Genomic DNA, 19,994 nt, shown 5'->3' on the forward strand with positions numbered 1-19,994 from the left:
CACTTTGGCGATCAAATCTCGCCAGCGCTTCAACCGGCCCGCAAAGTGCGCAATCCTGGAGTCGCTGGACTCTCCGCGCTCAAGGGCGGACGAAAGAAAGCGGCACTGCGAAATCCCGGCAGCGAGATTGCACGACAGATCCACCGGCAAGGCCGCACGGGGGCGGCGAGAATTCCACAGTGAGCCACTGAATCGCGACCACCCTCGTCACCTCGAAGTTTGCCGTCGTCACCATGCACGGCCGCACCGCACGGCCGGAGCTTCGGGCAGCCCTTCCCCCCTCCCAACGCGAGGAGCGGTGTTGCCCGATCGCACGTCCATGCATGTCATGTACAGGTCGGATCCAGCATTCGTAGTCGAACTGCCTTGATACGGAATCACTGACGAGCCCCCCTTGTGAACGATCGGTTGTGAAGCTCCACCCGCCCATTTCACCAGCCCTGCTGAGGGAGTCGCCATGCCCCAAGAGCGCGCAGCGCGAGACATATCCGCCGTCACGGATTTCCTGCTAACCCGTTTTGCCGAGCTGTTGGACCTGTCCGCGAACTCGGTGGACCGGTGGGCACCGATGCACCGGTACGGATTGGACTCGCTGAAATCGGTGAACCTCGCGGCCGCCCTCTCCGAGTTCCTCGGCTGGCAGGTCCCGGCCACCTGGATGTGGCAGTACCCGACCGTCGACGGCCTGGCCCGGGCACTCGTCGAGGGCCCGCGTGCCGCGGAGCCCGCCCCGACCGCCCGGCGCCGCACGCCCTCGCACGAGCCCGTCGCGGTCGTGGGCATCGGCTGCCGGTTCCCCGGAGGGCCGGACCCGTCCGCGTTCTGGCGGCTGCTGGTCGAGGGCGGCGACGCCGTCGGACCGGTGCCGGGCGCCCGCCGCGAGCTGCTGAACGACCGGGTGCGCTGGGGCGGATTCATCGACGGCATCGACCGCTTCGACCCGCTGTTCTTCGGCATCTCGCCCCGCGAGGCCGTCCAGATGGACCCGCAGCAGCGCCTGATCCTGGAACTGTCCTGGGAGGCGCTGGAGGACGCGGGCATCGCGCCGCACAGCCTGGTCGGCAGTGACACCGGCGTGTTCATGGCCTCCTGTTGGGGCGACTACGCCGCCCTGGCGCACTACCGCGGCCCCGACAGCCAGATCACCCCGCACACCGCGACCGGCATGCACGACGGCATCATCGCCAACCGCGTCTCCTACATCCTCGGCCTGCAGGGCCCCAGCATGGCCATCGACTCCGCCTGCGCGGGCTCGCTGATCTCGGTGCACGTGGGCTGCCAGTCGATCCAGCTGGGCGAGAGCGACCTGGTGCTCGCCGGTGGCGTGAACCTGAGCTTCGTCTCCGACTACTACACCGCCATGGACGCGATGGGCGCGCTCGCCCCGGACGGCCGCTGCAAGTCCTTCGACGCCCGCGCCAACGGCTACGTCCGCGGCGAGGGCGCCGGCGTCGTCGTGCTCGCCCCGCTGAGCGTGGCGCTGGAGCGCGACCTGCCGGTGTACTGCCTGATCAAGGGCAGCTCCTCCAACAACGACGGCCTGAGCAACGGCATGACGGCGCCCAACCCCCAGGCGCAGGAGAAGATGCTCCGCACCGCCTGGCAGCGGGCCGGCGTCTCCCCGGACCTCGTGGACTACATCGAGTGCCACGGCTCCGCGACACCGCTCGGCGACCCGATCGAGGCCAACGCCATCGGTGCCGTCCTGGGCGGCGACCGCCCGCAGCCGCTGCGGCTCGGCTCCGTCAAGTCCAACGTCGGCCACCTGGAGGCGGCCGCCGGGATCGTCGGCCTGGTCAAGCTCGCGATGTCGATGCGCAACGGCGTGCTGCCGCCGAGCCTGCACTACACCGCGCCGAACCCGCAGATCCTGTTCGACGAGTACAACCTCACCGTCCAGGACCGGCTGGAGCCGTGGCCGCGGCACTCCGACGCCCGCCGCGGCGGCGTCAGCTCCTTCGGGTTCGGCGGCTCGATCTGCCACGTCGCCGTCGAGGAACTGCCGCGCCCCGAGGCCTCGCTCCTGCTGCTGGCCGCGGACTCCCGCGAGGCGCTGGCCGAGCGGGCCCGGGCGCTGCGCGACGCGACCGACCTGCGCGCGCTCTGCCGCCGCGCGCCCGGCGACGGCCCGTTCCGGCTCGCGGCCACCGCCCGCGACATGGCCGAACTCAGGAGCAGCCTCGACGCCTTCGGCAGCGGTGCGCAGGCCCCCGGACTGAGCGTCGGCGAGCGGGCCGACCGCCGGCCGCGGGTGGCGTTCCTGTTCTCGGGCAACGGCTCGCAGTGGGTCGGCATGGGCCGGCAACTGCTCGCCGGCCAGCCGGTGTTCCGCCGGTCCATGATGAAGTCCGACCAGCGGATGCGGGAGCTGCTCGGCTTCTCGCTCGTCGAACAGCTGCTGGCCCCCGACGGCCGCCTCGACGACATGGACGTCTTCCAGCCGCTGCTGTTCTCCCTGCAGGTCGCGCTGGCCGAGACCTGGCGCTCGCTGGGGGTGGAGCCGGACGTCGTCGTGGGGCAGAGCGTCGGCGAGTTCGCCGCCTCCCACATCGCCGGCGCCCTCGACTTCGACGACGCCTCCCACCTGGCCGCCCACCACGGCCGGCTCCTCCAGCTGCTGGCCGTGGGCCGCGGCGAGGGCATCGTGGTGATGACCCCCGCGGACGAGGTCCGGCCGCACCTCACCGGCGGGCTCACCCTCTCCGGCTACAACGGCCTCGGCTCCACGCTCGTCACCGGCACGCCGCAGGAGATCGACGACCTCGTCGAGCGGCTGACCGCGGCCGGCGTCACCAACCACCGGGTGCGGATGGGCCACGCCCCGCACTCGGCGCTGGTCGACCACGTCCTCGCCCCGCTGAAGGTCGAGCTCGACGGCATCAGGCCCCGGAGCACCCGCATCCCGATGATCTCGACGGTCACCGGCGAACTCGTCGACGGCGCGGAGCTCGGACCGGACTACTGGGCGGACAACCTGCGCCGGGAGATCCGGGTGGTCGACGCCCTGACGAAGCTGCGCGACCACGACGTCGACGCGGTGATCGAGATCAGCCCGCACCCCCTCCTGCTCAAGTCGGCCTCGGAGATCCTGCCGGCGGCCACCCTGCCCTCGCTGCGGCGCGGCGCCGACGAGGCCTCGACCCTGCTCGGCTCGCTCGGCGCCCTGTACGCCGCCGGGCACCCCGTCGCGGCCCACCCGTTCCTGGCCGGCGACCGGGGACGGCACGTCGCGCCGAGCCCGGGCGACGCCGCGGCCGACGGGCAGCTGCACCTGGTGCCCGTCACCGCCCGGACCGCGGGCGCGCTGACCGACACCTGCCGCGAGCTGTCCAACCACGTCGAACGCGACCCCGGCCTGCGGGTCTCCGACCTCGCCTACACCCTCGCCGCCAGGCGCACCCACCACAGCCACCGGATCGCGCTGTTCGCCCGCAGCCGGCAGGACGTCCTGGACGGACTCGCCCGGGTCGCCGCCGGGCAGCCGCACCCCGACGTGGTCACGGGCACGGTCTCCGGCAACGCCGACCGGCGGGTGGCGCTGGTGTTCTCCGGCGGCGGCACCCAGTGGGTCGGCATGGGCCGCGAACTGCTGCGCTCCCACGCCGGCTTCCGGGCCTCGATGAACGCCTGCGACGCCGCCGTGCGCGCGGCCGGCGGCTTCTCGGTGCTCGACCACCTCGCCGCCCCCGCGGAGGAGGCCCGGTACGAGGAGATGGACTTCCAGCAGCCCGTGCTGTTCGCCCTGCAGGTCTCGCTGGCGAAGGTCTGGCTCGACCTGGGCATCGAGCCGGCGGCCGTCGTCGGGCACAGCCTGGGCGAGGTCGCGGCCGCCTGCGTCGCCGGCGCGCTGTCGCTGGAGGACGCCGCCCGGGTCGTGGTCTCGCGCTCGCACCTGCTGGAGCGCAAGGCCGCCGAGGGCGCCATGATCTCGGTCGACCTGCCGGAGGAGGAGCTGCGGCCGCGGCTCGCCCCGTACGCCGAGCACGCCGCCGTCGCCGTGGTCAACAGCCCCACCAGCGCGGCGGTCTCCGGCTCGCCCGAGGCCGTCGACGCCCTGGAGGCCGACCTCAAGCGGGACGGCGTCTCGGTCCGGCGGATCCGGGTCGAACGGCCGGTGCACAGCCCCGGCATGGACCCGCTGATCGAGCCGCTGCGCGAGAGCATCGAGGGCATCACCCCGCTGGCGCCGGCCATCCCCTTCCACTCCACCGCGCTGGCCGACACGGTGAACCCGGTCGCCGACGTCGACTACTGGGTGCACAACCTGCGCAACCAGGTCCGGTTCGCCGAGACGATCGGTGCGCTGGTCGACCGGGGCGTCTCCACCTTCATCGAGATCGGCCCGCACGAGACGCTGCGCGGCGCGGTCGAGGAGATCGGGCTGTCCCGCGGCGTCCAGGTGCACGCGATCAACTCGCTGCGGCGCGAGGAGAGCGACGTCCGCTGCCTGCTGGGCGCCGCCGCCTCGCTGTACGTCAGGGGCCTGCCGCTGACCTTCGACTCGCTCTTCGCCGACGACGTCGAGCTCGTGGAGACCCCGCTCGTCCAGTGGCAGAAGGAGCGCTACTGGATCGACACCGAGCCCCGCGCCGCGGCGGCGCCCGCCCCGGCCGTCGGGACCGCGGCCGTCGCCGCGGCCGCGACGGTGGCCGCTCCGGTCGAGGTGCGGCCGGCGGCGGCCCCGGCGGACCGGCCGGTGCCGGAGGTCGTCCTCGCCGAACTGGCCGACGCGCTGGGCGTGCCGGTGAGCAGGTTCGACGAGAACGCCGGTCTGCGCGACTTCGGTCTCGACTCGATGCTGGCGATCCGCCTCGTCAACAGGATGCAGGCGGTGCTCGGGCACCGGGTGTCGCCGGTGGTGTTCCTGGACGGGCGCTCCATCGCCGAGGTCGTCGGCCACTTCGTCGGGCTCTCCGGCGGACCGGCCGCGCCCGCCCCCGCGGCAGCGGCACCCCAGGCGCCGGCGGCGGCCGCCCGGCCCGTCCCGGTCCCCGAGGCCGCGCCGAAGCGGTCCTTCCTGGAGGACCTGTCCGAACTGGACGCCGAGGAGCTGGTGGAGGAGCTGGACGCGCGCGGGCTGCTGGAGGCCACCGACGAACCGGCGCTGGAGCAGTTGCGCGCCGAAGGCCTCGGTCTCGAAGTGGCACCGGCCTCGCACGGCCAGGCCTCGCTCTGGTTCATGCAGATGGTCGCGCCGGACGCCGTGCCGTACAACTTCATGGTGACCGCCCGGATCCGGACGGCGGTCGACGAGGAGGCCCTGGAGCACGCCGTCCGGGCCGTGCTGGACCGGCATCCCGCGCTGCGCACCGTCTTCGTGGAGGCGGGCGGCAGCCCGTACCAGGTCGTCCTGGACGAGCCGGTGTACGAGTTCCTCGTGGTGGACACCTCCGACCTGGACGACGAGCAGGCCCGCGAGGAGCTGGCCCAGTACGGGCACGAGCCGCTCGACATGGACAACGGGCCGCTGGTGCGGATCGTCCTCATGCGGCGCGGACCCTCCGACCACTACCTGATGGTGCTCGTCCACCACATCGCGTCGGACGCGGCCTCGGCCGACGTCATGATCCGCGAACTCCAGGAGTACTACGAGGGCGCCGACCCCGCCCGCAGCGCGCCGGTCGCCCCGTACACCGAGTTCGTCGAGTGGGAGCGGCAGTGGCTGGCCGGTCCGGCGGCCGAGGCGGCCCTGGACTGGTGGTCGCGGAAGCTGGCCGACCCGCCCGCCCACCTCGACCTCTCCAGCAAGGAGCGGCCGCCGGGCGTCACCTACGAGGGCCGCGACATCGCGTTCCGCTGGAGCGCCGAGGAGACCCGCCTGCTGCGGGAGTTCGCGGTGCGCGAGGGCGTGTCGGTGAGCACCGTCGTGCTGGCCGGGTTCTTCGCCACGCTCAACCGCGCGGCCGGGACCGAGGACTCGGTGCTGGCCACCGCCATCGCCCAGCGGGCCGAGCCCGGCTGGGAGTCCGCGATCGGCTACTACCTCAACACCGTGCTGGTGCGGGCGAACCCCTCCGGCGGGCGGACCTTCCGCGAGCTGCTGCGCGAGGTCCACGCCTACTCGCTCGGCCTCCTGGAGCACATGAACTACCCGCTCGACCTGCTGGCCTCCCAGCTGAAGCCGCCGCGCGCCGAGGGCCGCTCCCCCTGGTTCGACGTGGTGGTCAACTGGCTGTCCTCGGACGCCTTCCCGCGCTCCGTCAAGCTCTTCCACGGCGTCGGCGAGACCATCGACCCGGACGGCGCGCTGCCGCTCGAACCGCTCCAGGTCCGCCGGCACCTCGCCAAGTTCGACCTGGAGATCTCGATGGCCGACATCGACGGCAGGGTGGCCGGCCACGTCCAGTTCAAGCCGAGCTACCTGGAGCGGCGGACCGTGACGGCCCTGCTCGCGCTGTACCGCACCGTGCTCTTCGACTCGATCGCCCGACCCGACCAGGCCCTCGGCGACATCGCGCCGACCGGCCTCCCCAAGGAGACGGACAAGTGACCGAAACCCTGCACTCCGAGTTCATCGCCCAGGCGGTCAAGAATCCCGACGCGACCGCGGTCTACTCCGACGCCGGCGTCCTGACCTACGGCGAGCTGAACGAGCGGTCCCGGGTGCTGGCCGAGCGGCTGGTCGCCGACGGCGCGGGCCCCGGCGTCCCGGTCGGCATCTGCGTCGAGCGCACCCCCGACCTGCTCGTCGCCGTCCTGGCGGCCCTGCGCTCCGGATCCTGCTACCTGCCGCTGGACCCGAACTACCCCGCCGACCGGCTGACCTTCATGGTCCAGGACAGCGGCACCCGCCTGCTGCTCACCACGCCCGCGTCCCGGGCCAGTTGCCCGCCCGGGCCGACGGTCGTCGTGCTCGGGGACGGCGTGACCACCGAGGCCGGCGCGAAGCCCGTCGCGGTCGTGCCCGAGGACACCGCGTACGTCATCTACACCTCGGGCTCCACCGGCAGGCCCAAGGGCGTGGCCGTGCGGCACTCCGGCGCCGTGGCGATGCTCGCCGAGATGGACCGGGTCCTGGAGGGCTGCGACCTGAGCGGCGTCTCGGCCGCCAGCTCGATCTGCTTCGACCTGTCCGTGATGGAGATCTTCAACGCCCTGTGCCGCGGCGGCGCCGTGGTGCTCGTCGAGAGCGCCGTGCACCTGCCGGAGAGCCGGTACGTGGACCGGGTCACCCACCTGTCCGTCGTCCCGTCGGTGATGAACGGCCTGCTCGACGCCGGCGCCCTGCCCCCGAACGTGCGCTCGATCGTGTTCGGCGGCGAGGCCCTGCGCCGCAAGCTGGTCGACCGGGCCTACCAGGAGACCGGCGCCACCCGGGTGTTCAACGCCTACGGCCCCACCGAGGGCACCGTCTTCTGCTCGTTCGGGCTGGTGCCCGAGGAGGGCACCGACGAGCCGACCATCGGCCCGCCGACCACCACCGACCTGGTCTACGTGCTCGACGACGAGCTGAAGCCGCTGCCGGCCGGCGAGGCCGGCGAGCTCTACCTCGGCGGCGTCGGCCTCGCGCACGGCTACGTCAACCGGCCGCGCACCACCGCCGAGCGGTTCCTGCCGGACCCGTTCCGCAGCGGCGAGCGCATGTACCGCACCGGGGACGTCGTCAAGTTCACCGAGAGCGGCGAACTCCAGTTCCTCGGCCGCTCCGACCACCAGGTCAAGCTGCGCGGCTACCGGATCGAGCTGGAGGAGGTCGAGGCCCGGCTGACCGCCTGCCCCGAGGTCCGGGAGGCCGCCGCCACCGTCCGGGGCAACCGGCTCGTCGGCTACGTCGTGCCCGCGGGCGACGGCGCGCCGCAGGACGGCCCCCGGCTGGACGCCGCGCTCCAGAGCGCCGTCACCGGCAGGCTCGCCGTCGAACTGCCCGACTACATGGTGCCCGCGACGCTCGTGTTCCTGGACGCCCTCCCGCTGGGCCCGGGCGGGAAGCTCGACCGCAACGCGCTGCCCGAGCCGCCGGCCGCCGACACCGACGGGCCGCTGACCGCCGCCACCACGCCGACCGAGATCGCGCTGTCGGAGATCTGGGGCCAGCTGCTCGACCTCGAACCGTCGACCATCGACGTGCAGTCCGCCTTCTACGACCTCGGCGGCGACTCGCTGCTGCTCGTCCGCCTCGCCCGGCTGATGACCCGGCGCTTCGACCGCCGCGTCCGCGTGCCCGACCTCTTCAGCTTCCGCGACATCGCCTCCCTCGCCCGCTGGCTCGACGACGAGTTCGGCGCCACCCCCGAGGTGGTCCAGTCGGCCCGCCAGCGGGCCGGCGCCCGCCGTGCCGCCCTGCGCGGCCGCGGCGGCGCCACCGGCCGCTGAGTCACGCCCCCTACCCGACACGAAGCAGGAGCCTTCCATGACCGACAGCCCCGAGCAGGAGTACGACCCGGGTGACGTGGCCATCATCGGCATGTCCCTGCGGGCACCGGGTGCCCGCACCAAGGAGCAGTTCTGGGACATCCTCGTCAACGGCCGGGAGACCGTGTCCTTCCTGGCCAAGGACGACATCCACGTCGACGAGACCCTGATCCACAGCCCGTTCTACGTCCGGGCCTGCGGCGTGCTCGACACGTACGACAAGTTCGACCCGTCGGTGTTCGGCATCAGCGACCGGATGGCGGCCGCGATGACCCCGGAGAACCGGCTGTTCCTGGAGAGCGCCTGGGAGTCGCTGGAGGACGGCGGCTATGACCCGGACCGGCTCAAGGCCGAGATCGGCATGTACGGCGCCAACAACCCGCAGACCGCCGCGCTCTACAGCTCCCCGCCGGACCGGGTGTCGGTCGGCCCCGAGGCGATCGAGGCCAGCCTGGCGTGGTCGCCGGACACCATGACCTCCAACGCGCTGTACTACATGGGCCTCACCGGCGAGGCCGTCACCGTCGCCGCCGTCTGTGCGGGCTTCCACTACTCGGTGCACCTGGCCTGCCAGTCGCTGCTGCTGGGCCAGAGCGACATGGCGATCGCCGGCGGCTCGATGGTCCGCCTGCCGCACCCCCGCGGTCACCTCTGGGAGGAGAACCGCATCCTGTCGAAGGACGGCCACTGCCGCCCGTTCGACGCCAACGGCACCGGCACCGCGCTGTCCAGCGGCGTGGTCACCGTGCTGCTGAAGCCGCTCGGCCATGCCGTCGCCGACCGCGACCACGTCTACGCCGTGATCCGGGGCTCGGCCGTCAACAACAACGGCGTCAGCGCGATGGCGTACGGCCTGGCCCAGCCCGAGCGGCTGAGCGCCTGCATCGCCGCCGCCATGGAGGTCGGCGGCGTCACCCCGGACACCGTGTCCATGTACGAGGCCAACGGCCTCGGCCTGCCGATGACCGACGAGCTCGAAGTGCACGCGGCGACCATGGCGTTCGGCAAGCAGACCGCGACCACCTCGATCGGCGGGGTCAAGGGCAACGTGGGCCACGGCGGCGTGGTGTCGGGCGGCTTCGGCGCGATCAAGGCCGCGCTGTCGCTGTACCACAAGACGCTCCCGGCGACGATCAACCTGACGGAGGTCAACCAGGACCTCGACTTCCCCAGCACCCCCTTCGTGCCGCAGATCGAGGGCGCGGCCTGGGAGCCGGAGGCCGGCATCCGCCGCGCGGGCATCACCTCGATCGGCGGCGGCGGCTACAACGCCCACCTGCTGCTGGAGGAGGCGCCGGCGCCCGCCGAGCGCGCCCCCGAGGACGCGGGCCGGCCGCGGCTGGCCACCCTGTCCGCTCTGGACGACGACGCGCTGGGCCGCCAGCGCACCCGCCTCAAGGAGTGGCTGGAGGCGAACCCCGGCCTGCGCCTGGACGACGTCTGCTTCACCCTCAACCTCGGCCGCAAGGTGATGGCCCGCAGGTGGGCGGCCGTGGTCCGCAGCCGGGAGGAGCTGATCGCGGCGCTGTCCGACGACGCCGCCCGCGGCGCGGCCACCACGACCGCCGCCGCCCCGCGGACCGACCCGGGCGCCTTCTCGCGCAACGACAGCGGGATCGTGCCGGCGGGCCGGGACCACGAGGCGCTGTCCGACCTGGCCGCCGCCTGGGTGACCGGCCAGCAGGTGGACTTCGACGCCCTGCACCTCGGGGAGGCCGGCCGCCGCGTGCCGCTGCCCACCTACCCGTTCCAGCCCCGCCGGTTCTGGCGTACGGACTGGTGAGCATGAGCACACCGGCACTGGACACCTTGGACCTGGGAGACCCGGCCACCTTCGCGGACCACGACCTCGTCGGGTTCTGGCGCACCCTGCGGGACACCGCACCGATGCACTGGAACCCGCCGGTCGGCGGCCGTCGGGGGTTCTGGGTGCTCTCCCGCTACGACGACATCATGGCCACCTACCGGGACAACGTGAACTTCACGTCCCAGCGCGGCAACGTGCTCGTCACCCTCCTGGAGGGCGGCGACGCCGGGGCCGGCCGGATGCTGGCCGTCACCGACGGACCCCGGCACCTGGAGCTGCGCAAGATCCTCCAGCGGGTGCTCTCGCCGAGGGTGCTCGACGAGGTCGCGCAGACCGTCCGGGTCAACACCCGGCAATGGATCCGCGAGGCGGTCGAGTCCGGCGGCTGCGACTTCGCGGAGCAGATCGCCAGCCGGATCCCGATGACCACGATCTCGAACCTGCTCGGCGTGCCCGAGCGGGACCGGGACTACCTGCTCTCCCTGACCAAGACCGCGCTCTCGGCGGACGACGAGGACGTCGACGAGGTCGACTCCGAGATGGCCCGCAACGAGATCCTGATGTACTTCATGGACATCGTCGAGGAGCGGCGCGAGTCACCGGGCGAGGACGTCATCAGCATGCTGATCGGCAGCGCCATCGACGGGGTGCCGCTGACCGACGAGGACGTCGTGCTGAACTGCTACAGCCTGATCATCGGGGGCGACGAGACCAGCCGGCTGACGATGATCGACTGCGTCCGCACCCTCGCGGCCCAGCCCGAGCAGTGGCGGCGGCTCAAGCAGGGCGAGGTCGCCGTCGAGACCGCCGTGGACGAGGTGCTGCGCTGGGCCTCGCCCACCATGCACTTCGGGCGCAGCGTCGAGCGGGAGACCGAACTGCACGGCGTGCGGCTGCGGCAGGGCGACATCGTCACGCTGTGGCACGCCTCCGGCAACCGCGACGAGCGGGTCTTCGCGCGGCCCGAGGAGTTCGACCTCGGCCGCACCCCCAACAAGCACCTGGCCTTCGGCTACGGCCCGCACTTCTGCGTCGGCTCGTACCTGGCCAAGGTGGAGATCGCCGAACTGCTCAAGGCCCTGCGGGACTTCACCCTCGGCTTCGAGCAGACCGACGAGGCGCTGCCCATCCGGTCCAACTTCCTGACCGGGTTCTCCACCATGCCGGTGCGCTTCGATCCCGATCACTCCGGACTGAAAGAGGTCGACCGATGAGCGGCAACCCCTTCGACGGCGGGGAGGGCGACTGGCTGGTCGTCGTGAACGCCGACGAGCAGTACGCGCTGTGGCGGCCGCACCTGGCCGTCCCGGACGGCTGGCGGATCGTCCACTCCTGCCCGGACCGTGAGGGCGCCCTCGACTACGTCGAGCAGCACTTCACCACCGCGGTGGGAACGCCGGCGGCCTGACCGCGACCCGACGGCGACCACCACCCGAACCAGCGACCGCAGGAGTGCGGATGAACATCTACATGTCAGGACAAGGGGCGTTCGCGGTTCAGGTCGCGGAAGCCCTCCTGGACAACGGTCACAAGATCGTCGGCGCGGCCGCGCCCCGGCTGCGCAAGGGCAAGTCCGACGAGAGCGACGCGATGGCCTGGGACCGCCTGCGCGCCTGGGCGTTCCCCCGGGACATCCCCTGGACGGACTCGGCCGAACTGCGCGCGATGCACATCCCGGACGGGGTGGACATCATCGTCGCGGCGCACTCGCACGCCTTCCTCGGCCGCAACACGCGCGCCAGGGCCACCGTCGCCACCATCGGGTACCACCCCAGCCTGCTGCCGCTGCACCGCGGCCGGGACGCGATCCGATGGACCATCCGCGACGGCGACAAGGTGACGGGCGGGAGCGTCTACCACCTCACCGAGCGCACCGACGGCGGCCCGCTCGCCGCCCAGGAGCACCTGTTCGTGCCCCCGGGCTCGACCGCGCAGAGCCTGTGGCGCGACCACCTGGCTCCGCTGGGCGTGCGGCTGCTGCTGAAGGTGGTCGCCGACCTCGCCGCGGACCGGCGGATCGAGGTCCCCCAGGACGAGAAGCTGGCGACCTGGGAACCCGCGATGGACACCCAGCCGCTGTTCAAGCCGGAACTGATCGCCCTGCCCGGCAACACCCGGGTCGACAGCGACAAGTGGGCGCTGCACGAGGGGTGACCACCGCGTACCGGCCCGACGACCGGACCGGATCGATCAGGTCGACCCAGCAGGTGCCCCCGGGTGTTCGGCACTCCGGGGGCACCTGCCGCGGCGTCCTCCACGGCTGCCGCCGTCCCGCGCCCGACACCCCCTCCCGCCCGGGAGGGGGCCGGGAAGCGGCACGGCCCGACACCGGCGCCGCGCCCGAAGCTACGATGGTTCCCCGGCGGCCGAACCCGTGCACCAGCGCCGCCCGAACCGGCAGTGGTGGCGCAGGAGGCCAGGTGACGCAGGAGGCGGAGATGGCGGAGATGGCGGGAGCCGGGGCGAGTTCGCTCGCCGAGAAGATCGAGACGCTGTTCCGCACGGTCCGGCGCCCCAACCGGGAGCAGTACAGCAACGAGGACGTGGCGCGCGCCTGCCGCGAGGCCACCGGCGAGACCTTCTCGGCCACCTACCTGTGGCAGCTGCGCACCGGCAGGCGCGACAACCCGACCAAACGTCACCTGGAAGCCCTGGCACGGTTCTTCCAGGTCTCGCCCGCCTACTTCTTCGACGACCGCTCCGAGGAGATCCTCGCCGAACTCGCCGTCCTGGAGGCGCTGCGGGACGCCGGCGTCCGGAACATGGCGCTGCGGGCGGTGGAACTCTCGCCCGAAGCCCTGGACACGGTCTCCGATGTGATCGAGACTATCGCTCGCCGGGAGGCTGCCAGGGGCAAACCCTCCCGGTGAGCACGACGCGGTGCCACCGGGAGGCACCCCGCGACGGCTGACCGGCCACGCCGGCCCCGGCGGACAGGTGAGGCGCGCATTGCGGTGGATCCGGCGGTACGGCGGACTGATGCGGCGCTGCCGCGCGATCAGCGACTCGCTCGAACTCCCCGACCCGTTCGACGCCGCCGAGCTCGTCGCCCGCCTCGCCCGCGACCGCGGCCGGCCCATCGACCTGATCGCCGTACCCGCACGGCCCGGGGCGCCGTGCGGACTGCTCGTGACGACCGGTCAGGCCGACTACATCGTCTACGCCGAGGACACCAGCGAGGTGCACCGCCAGCACATCCTGGTGCACGAGTACGCCCACCTCCTGCTGGGCCACACCGACGGCACCCCGGCCGGCCCGGGACTCACTCGCGGCCTGCTGCCGCACCTCTCCCCGGCACTGATCGGGAAGGTCCTGGGACGCACCGTCTACCTCGAACCGCAGGAGCGGGAGGCCGAGTTGCTCGCCTCACTGATCCTCAAGCGCGCCCTGCTGACCGGCGCCCGGCCGTCCGGCGCCGAGCCCCGCGACGCCGAGTGGGCGCACCGGCTCGCCCCCCTGCTGGGCACCCGCCGCCCGACCGGCCCGCATGACTGACCCCGTCCTCGCCCTCGCCGCGGCCTTCCTGCTCGGCCTGGGCAGCTACCGCTTCCTCGCGGGCCGGCGCCGCGGCCGCTCGCCGGCCCTGCTCTTCACCTGCTGCTTCGCCTGGTGCTTCGGGGTCTTCCTGGCGCTGACGGCCGCCCGGGCCAGGGTGGACCTCGACCACGGAACCGGCCTGGCGGGCCTGTCCGGCATGCTCGCCGACCACCTCAGGACGGGCTCCGCCGGATTCCTCGCACTGACCGCCGTCGCGCTGCGCCGCCCCGAGGCCGACGCCCGCGCGCTGCGCCGCCGCTGTGTCGGCACCGCCCTCGCGGTCCTCGCCGCGACCGTCCTGTTCCTGCTCGCCCGGCCCAGGGAGGACGGCGGCCAACTGGTGGCCACCGGCGCCCTCGGCCCCGTGGCGCTGGCCGGCTACGACCTGGTCATCACCGGCTACGCGACCGGCTGCCTGGTCACCCTGCTGCGCCAGACGCTGCACTGGATCCGCCGGGCCGACGACACGGCCCTGCGCACGGCCCTCGGCCTGGTCGCCCTCACCACCGCCGTCGGTCTGATCTGGACCGCCTGGGGCCTCGACGACGTCCTCGGCGCCCTGCGCACGGGCCGTCAGCTGACCACCGAGGACACCGTCTCGCTGGCGCTCGGACGCGTGTGCGCGATCCTGCTGCTGGCCGGCGCCACCACGCTGCTGTGGGCGCGCACCGGGCGTGCCGTCCGGCGGTGGCGGGCCGCGTACCGCGGCTACCGGGCGCTCGGGCCGCTGTGGCGGGCCCTGCACGCGGCCTTCCCGCAGATCGCCCTCACCACGGGCCGGATCACCACGGGCCGAATCACCGGCGGCCGGATCACCGCGGGCCGGATGCCTCCCGCCGACGCCGAACTCGCCCTCTACCGCCGGGTCATCGAGATCCGCGACGGGCTGCTGATCCTGCGCCGCTACCGCACGGCCGAGGACTCCCCCTCCCCCGACGGCAGCCCCGGTGGGGCCCCTTCCACCGACGCCCCCTCCGCCGAAGCCGACGCCTCCGCCGACACCGACGCCGCCGCGCGGGCCGAGGCCGTCCGGATCGCCGCCGCCCTGCACCGCGCCCGCACCCGGGCTCCCGACGCCCTCCTCCGCAGCGGCCCGTCACCGGCCGAACCGCACCTGCCGCACACCGGCGGCATGGAGGCCGAGACCCGCTGGCTGGGGCAGATCGCCCAGGCGCTGCGGAACCTGCCGCCGCTGCCGGCCGGGCCGGCGGCGGACCGGAGCCCGGACGCGGCGCCTTCCGCTCCCGAATCGGCATTTCCCGGATCCCGATTCGGCATTTCCGATTCACCGACCTGACGACAACTTGACCGCAACAAGGCCGAGTTATTCTGCCAAAGAAATCTGACGAACAGCCAGGCGGAAAGAGCGGAAATGTCCTGAGGGCCGCTCCCCTCGGCCGCTCCGCGCCCGGGAACCGTCCACCCCCGCACCGGCGTCCCGTTTCCGGGGCACGTCGGTGACCGTCCGCAGCCCCCGCAGTCGCCCGGACCGCGCCGCCTCCATCCGCGACACCCCGGGTGACCAGCATCGACAACCAGAAGATGGGATGCCCGCCACTCGCCGCGGCGCCGCATCGAAGCTGTCGGTCACCGTTCGCCGCCGTCGCCCGGGGGCGACAACGCTCCGCGGCGGCCCGTCGGGCATGTGACTTCCGCCACAGCGCATCAAGTGGTTTGTCCGGTTTTACCTGCGCTGCTCCCCTTCTGACGACTCATCGACACGGGCACGCGTCCACGCGGTTTTCTCATGAACCTTTGACACCTGATTAAGCGTCCATAAAGATCCGCTCAAACTTCGCCCACATATCGGAAGTCGGAGCTTACGCACAGTGAGAACAGCAGCAAGACGGTCGGGCAGTCTGCTCGCCGCGGCACTCGCCGCGGTCGCCCTGACCGCGACCGCGGTGGTGCCGGCCGCCGCCGCGACCGGCGGAACGCCACCGCCCGGCATGACGGGCTCCCAGGACACCGCCGAGAGCCTGGCCGTCAAGGATGCCGCCCGCAGCGGCAAGCCGGTCGAGGTGCTCGCCAAGCGCAGCGAGACCAGTGACACCGTCGCCCAGCCCGACGGCAAGCTGAAGACCACCACCTACGTCCAGCCCAAGCGGGTGCGCAAGAACGGCGCCTGGGTGGACCTCGACCCGACGCTGCAGACGCTGCCCGGCGGCGCCGTCGCCCCCAAGGGGTCCACCGCCGACCTGCGGTTCTCCGGCGGCGGCAGCGGACCGCTGGTCACGATGGCCCGGGCCGGCAAGGAGCTGAAGCTCAGCTGGCCGAAGCCGCTGCCCAAGCCGAAGGTCAACGGCGCGACCGCCGAGTACGCGTCGATCCTGCCGGACGTGGACCTGCGGCTGTCCGCCACCAGGACCGGGTTCACCCAGGTCATCGTGGTGCACACCGCCGAGGCCGCCAAGAACCCCGAGCTGGACCAGCTCCGGCTCGGCCTGCAGGGCACCGGCCTGACGGTCGGCCAGGAGGCGGACGGCACCCTCAAGGCGAAGGACCCGTCCGGCGGCGGCACCGTCTTCGAGGCGCCCGTCCCGGTGATGTGGGACTCCTCCAAGCCGGCCGCCGTCACGCCGGACACCCCGGCGACCGCCACGCCGAACGCCGCACCGAACGCGCCGGCGAACGCGCCGGCCGCCGCCCCGAAGACGCTCAAGGCCGCCCCGCAGGCCGAGGCCCCCGCCGCGGCCCCCGCCCCGGGCGCCCCCGCGGCCGGTCCGGGCGACCTCGCCGCCGCCGGCTACGGCGACCTGCCCGGCGAGGGCGCCAAGATGACCCGGCTCAAGGTCGACCTGCCCAAGGACGGCCTGGTCCTGTCGCCCGACCAGGGCATGCTGGACGCCGCGGACACCGTCTACCCGGTGATGATCGACCCGGCGTGGAACACCCCGCACGCCGGTGACTGGGCGGGCGTCTCGCGCAGCTACCCGAACCAGGCGTACTGGCACTTCACGTACAACAGCAGCTACGTCCACGACTGGGGCGTCGGCTATTGCGGCGACACCTCGCGGTGCGCGCCGACCGACGTGAAGCGGGCCTTCTTCCAGGTCTCCAACCCCTTCGTGGGCAAGCAGATCCTCAGCGCCACCTTCGGCACCTACGAGAGCTGGTCGTACTCCTGCGACGCCCGGCCCGTCGAGCTGTGGAACACCGGCTACATCTCCCCCGGCCTGAACTGGAACGGCCAGAACGCCTCCGGGTTCTGGAGCCGCTACCTGCAGACCATCAACACCGCGAAGGGCTGGAGCGGCAGCTGCCCCGGCGGCTGGCTGGAGTACGGCGAGGACGGCGCGGTGCGCAACCTGGTCCAGGACGCCGCCAACTGGGGCTGGCCGACCATCAGTTTCGGCCTGAAGGCGCAGAACGAGGGCGACACCCTCGCCTGGAAGCGCTTCACCGACGACGCCTACCTGTCGGTGTACTACAACCTGCGGCCCAACCAGATCCCGATGTCCGACATGACGATGTCGCCGGGCTCGGTCTGCCAGTACCCGGGCATCAAGATCAACAAGATGCCGCAGGTCACCACCCGGGCGAGCGACCCGGACGGCGAGGCCATCGGCGTGCAGTTCGCGGTCGGCTGGAACGACGGCAGCGGCCTGCGCCGCCGCTGGTGGTCCACCGGCTCGGAGGACGCCGCACCCGGGTGGGACACCTTCAAGGCCTCCGGCTCGATGTTCTCCTGGCCGCTGCCCACCGGCCTGCCGCAGAACCTCCAGCTCGACTGGGAGGCCCGCGCCTGGGACGGCGCGCAGTGGGGGCCGTGGTCCTCCGACGGTGACCCGACCGGCTGCTACTTCATCGTCGACACCTCCGCACCGGACGGCCCGGCGATCACCTCGGACGCCTACCCGGGCTCCAAGGACGCCACCGCCGCGCTCCCGTGGACCGACGGCGTCGGCAAGAACGGCTACTTCACCCTGAAGTCGGCCGCGACCGACGTGGTCAAGTACCAGTGGGGCCTGGACACCTCGCCGTCCGCGGCGAACGAGATCGCCACCGGCGGCGGCGCCGGACAGACCGTCCGCGTCCAGCCGCAGACCGCCGGCGTGCACTTCCTCTCCGCCCGGGCCGTCGACGGCGCGGGCAACGCCTCGCAGCCCGAGACGTACTACTTCAACGTGCTCTCCGGCCAGACCCAGCGCACCGGCTGGTCGATGGACGACGCCGCCGGCGGCACCTCCGTCGCCGGCACCGGCGGCAGCTTCGAGGCCACCCTCGGCTCCGGCACCACCCCCGGGGCGCCCGGCCACCTCGCCGAGGGCCTCGCCTTCGACGGCACCGCCAACGGCTACGCCGAGACCCAGGGCAACGTGCTGGACACCACTCGCGGCTTCGCCGTCTCCGCCTGGGTCAACCTCACCGGCGACACCACCCGCAACCGGGTCGCGGTCAGTGAGAACGGCAACTGGGCCGCCCGCTTCGCCCTCGGCCTGATGAACGGCAAGTGGGCGATGTGGACCTCCAGCCAGGACACCAACGCCGTCTACACCCTGGAGGCCGCGAGCTCGGACACTCCGGTCGTGCTCGGCCAGTGGACCCACCTGGTCGGCGTCTACGACCCGACCGCCAAGACCAGCACCCTGTACGTCAACGGCGTGCCCGGCACCCCGGTGCCCGTCATCGCCGCCTGGGACGCGCGCGGCCCGCTGGAGTTCGGCCGCTCCAAGTGGCACGGCAACTGGACCGACCCGTGGAAGGGCTCGGTCGACGAGGTCCGGCTCTGGGACCGCAACCTGAGCAAGGCCGAGGCCGCCGACGTCGCCGCCGACAAGCAGCTCGCCACCGGCCGCCCCGCCAAGTCGGTCTGGCACCTGGACGGCGCCTCCGCCAAGCCGGTCGGCACCGCCGAGACCGACAGCCTGACCGCCTACAGCGGCGTCGCGCTCGGCACCCCCGGCATCGCCGACAAGGCGATCCACCTGGACGGCGTCGACGACTACCTGCGCGGCACCCGCCCGCAGGTGGACGGCAGCCGGGACTTCTCCGTCTCGGCCTGGGTGAAGCTGCCCGCGCCGACCCCCGGTGACACCACCGCCAAGATCGCGGTCAGCCAGATCGGCCAGCACAACAGCGAGTTCTCGCTGTACTACTCCAGCTACTGGAAGCGCTGGATCTTCGGCCGCTACAAGGAGGACACCTCGGTCGACACCCTGGTCCGCACCTGGCAGCCCGACTGCACCCCGGGCACCCAGATCAACGGCGCGCCCTGCTTCGCCGGCACCACCGGCGAGTGGACCCACCTGCTGGGCGTCTCCGACACCGCCGCCAAGAAGCTGCGCTTCTACATCAACGGCTTCCTGGTCGGCGAGTCCGACTACACCCAGAACGCGCCGTGGGCCAACCCCGGCCCGATCCAGATCGGTGCCGTCAACCGCGAGGGCGCCAACGGCGAGTTCTTCGGCGGCGACATCGACGACGTGCGCCTCTACGACCGCGTCGTCACCGGCCCGGAGGCCGGCGCGATGGTCCAGCAGCGCCCGCAGCTGGCCGGCCGCTGGAAGCTCTCCTCGGCCACCGGCACCCCGGCCGTCACCCCGGACGAGGGCCCGGCCAAGGCCGGCGCCCAGCTCGGCGGCGGCGCCTCGATCAAGGCCGACGGCGGCGTGCTGCCCGCCCCCGGCACCCTGCTGCTGGACGGCTCCACCGGCTACGCGGCCACCGGCTCCGTCCCGCTGCACACCGGCCAGAGCTTCACCCTGGCCGGCTGGGCGAACACCGCGGGCGTCCCGACCCGGGACATGACGGTGCTGTCCGTCGCCGGCGCCAACAACAGCGCGGTCACCCTGCGCTGGCACACCCTGGGCAAGGACGCCAACGGCCAGCCCACCGGCCAGTGGCAGGCCGAGGTGCGCGACTCCGACGCCACCGGCGCGGGCCGCACCCTGACCGCCCACACCCCGGCCACCTCCGTCCTGGAGAACTGGACGCACCTGGCGGTCAGTTACGACGCCTTCGCGGACCGGCTCGCCCTGTACGTCGGCGGCCAGATCGAGAACCAGGGCTGCCCGGACGGTTCGACCGGCTGCACCCCGCACATCTCCTGGACCGGCGCCCCGCAGCCCTACGAGGCGACGGGCGGCGTGCAGTTCGGCCGCAACAAGGCGGCCGGCGCCTGGGGCGAGTACTTCTCCGGTGAGCTGGACGACGTCTGGCTGTACCAAGGCGTACTGAGCCCCGCGCAGATCACCAAGCTCGCCGACTACAACGTCGAGCTGAACACCTCCACCGGGGTCTGATTCCCCCCTCCGTTTCGCGGGCCGGGCGGCTTCCTGCCGCCCGGCCCGTGGTC

10 protein-coding genes are annotated in these 19,994 nt (G+C 72.7%); all 10 read left to right on the forward strand.

Annotated features, from left to right (window positions below; genetic code table 11):
• Positions 1-457: 457 nt before the first annotated feature.
• Positions 458-6,490 (forward strand): acyltransferase domain-containing protein, encoded by a 6,033-nt coding sequence (locus ACFVUY_RS08735; protein WP_387728373.1) that lies wholly within the window; start codon positions 458-460, stop codon positions 6,488-6,490.
• Positions 6,487-8,313: an amino acid adenylation domain-containing protein gene (locus tag ACFVUY_RS08740; protein ID WP_387694986.1), complete on the forward strand. Its 1,827-nt coding sequence runs from the start codon at positions 6,487-6,489 to the stop codon at positions 8,311-8,313. Before ACFVUY_RS08735 ends, ACFVUY_RS08740 begins: the two co-directional genes overlap by 4 nt.
• Before the next feature lie 37 nt (positions 8,314-8,350).
• Positions 8,351-10,135, forward strand: coding sequence for a beta-ketoacyl synthase N-terminal-like domain-containing protein (locus tag ACFVUY_RS08745; RefSeq protein ID WP_387728375.1), 1,785 nt, complete (start codon positions 8,351-8,353; stop codon positions 10,133-10,135).
• Positions 10,132-11,373, forward strand: coding sequence for a cytochrome P450 (locus tag ACFVUY_RS08750; protein ID WP_387694988.1), 1,242 nt, complete (start codon positions 10,132-10,134; stop codon positions 11,371-11,373). Before ACFVUY_RS08745 ends, ACFVUY_RS08750 begins: the two co-directional genes overlap by 4 nt.
• Entirely contained in the window at positions 11,370-11,567 is a 198-nt protein-coding gene (locus ACFVUY_RS08755) for an MbtH family protein (RefSeq protein WP_359906749.1), read from the forward strand. The genes ACFVUY_RS08750 and ACFVUY_RS08755 overlap by 4 nt, the downstream gene beginning before the upstream one ends.
• Before the next feature lie 50 nt (positions 11,568-11,617).
• Positions 11,618-12,313, forward strand: a complete 696-nt coding sequence (locus tag ACFVUY_RS08760) for a formyltransferase family protein (RefSeq protein WP_387694989.1) — start codon at positions 11,618-11,620, stop codon at positions 12,311-12,313.
• Between the two features lie 293 nt (positions 12,314-12,606).
• On the forward strand, positions 12,607-13,029 hold the full coding sequence (locus ACFVUY_RS08765) for an XRE family transcriptional regulator (protein ID WP_387695000.1): 423 nt from the start codon (positions 12,607-12,609) through the stop codon (positions 13,027-13,029).
• A gap of 109 nt (positions 13,030-13,138) precedes the next feature.
• Complete coding sequence (locus tag ACFVUY_RS08770; protein ID WP_387728377.1) at positions 13,139-13,654, forward strand: ParH-like protein; 516 nt, start codon at positions 13,139-13,141, stop codon at positions 13,652-13,654.
• Positions 13,647-14,993, forward strand: a complete 1,347-nt coding sequence (locus tag ACFVUY_RS08775) for an MAB_1171c family putative transporter (protein WP_387728379.1) — start codon at positions 13,647-13,649, stop codon at positions 14,991-14,993. Before ACFVUY_RS08770 ends, ACFVUY_RS08775 begins: the two co-directional genes overlap by 8 nt.
• A 532-nt stretch (positions 14,994-15,525) precedes the next feature.
• Positions 15,526-19,941, forward strand: a complete 4,416-nt coding sequence (locus tag ACFVUY_RS08780; RefSeq protein WP_387728381.1) for a LamG-like jellyroll fold domain-containing protein — start codon at positions 15,526-15,528, stop codon at positions 19,939-19,941.
• Positions 19,942-19,994: the final 53 nt, after the last annotated feature.

Source organism: Kitasatospora sp. NPDC058063 (genome assembly GCF_042885395.1).
GTDB lineage: Bacteria > Actinomycetota > Actinomycetes > Streptomycetales > Streptomycetaceae > Kitasatospora > Kitasatospora lactacystinica.

What these genes read in the sequence shown, in the direction of transcription:
- ACFVUY_RS08775 (WP_387728379.1), top strand. Translation starts at nt 13,647, where the DNA reads ATGACTGACCCCGTCCTCGCCCTCGCCGCGGCCTTCCTGCTCGGCCTG.
- ACFVUY_RS08755 (WP_359906749.1), top strand. Translation starts at nt 11,370, where the DNA reads ATGAGCGGCAACCCCTTCGACGGCGGGGAGGGCGACTGGCTGGTCGTC.
- ACFVUY_RS08765 (WP_387695000.1), top strand. Translation starts at nt 12,607, where the DNA reads ATGGCGGGAGCCGGGGCGAGTTCGCTCGCCGAGAAGATCGAGACGCTG.
- ACFVUY_RS08745 (WP_387728375.1), top strand. Translation starts at nt 8,351, where the DNA reads ATGACCGACAGCCCCGAGCAGGAGTACGACCCGGGTGACGTGGCCATC.
- ACFVUY_RS08760 (WP_387694989.1), top strand. Translation starts at nt 11,618, where the DNA reads ATGAACATCTACATGTCAGGACAAGGGGCGTTCGCGGTTCAGGTCGCG.
- ACFVUY_RS08735 (WP_387728373.1), top strand. Translation starts at nt 458, where the DNA reads ATGCCCCAAGAGCGCGCAGCGCGAGACATATCCGCCGTCACGGATTTC.
- ACFVUY_RS08770 (WP_387728377.1), top strand. Translation starts at nt 13,139, where the DNA reads ATGCGGCGCTGCCGCGCGATCAGCGACTCGCTCGAACTCCCCGACCCG.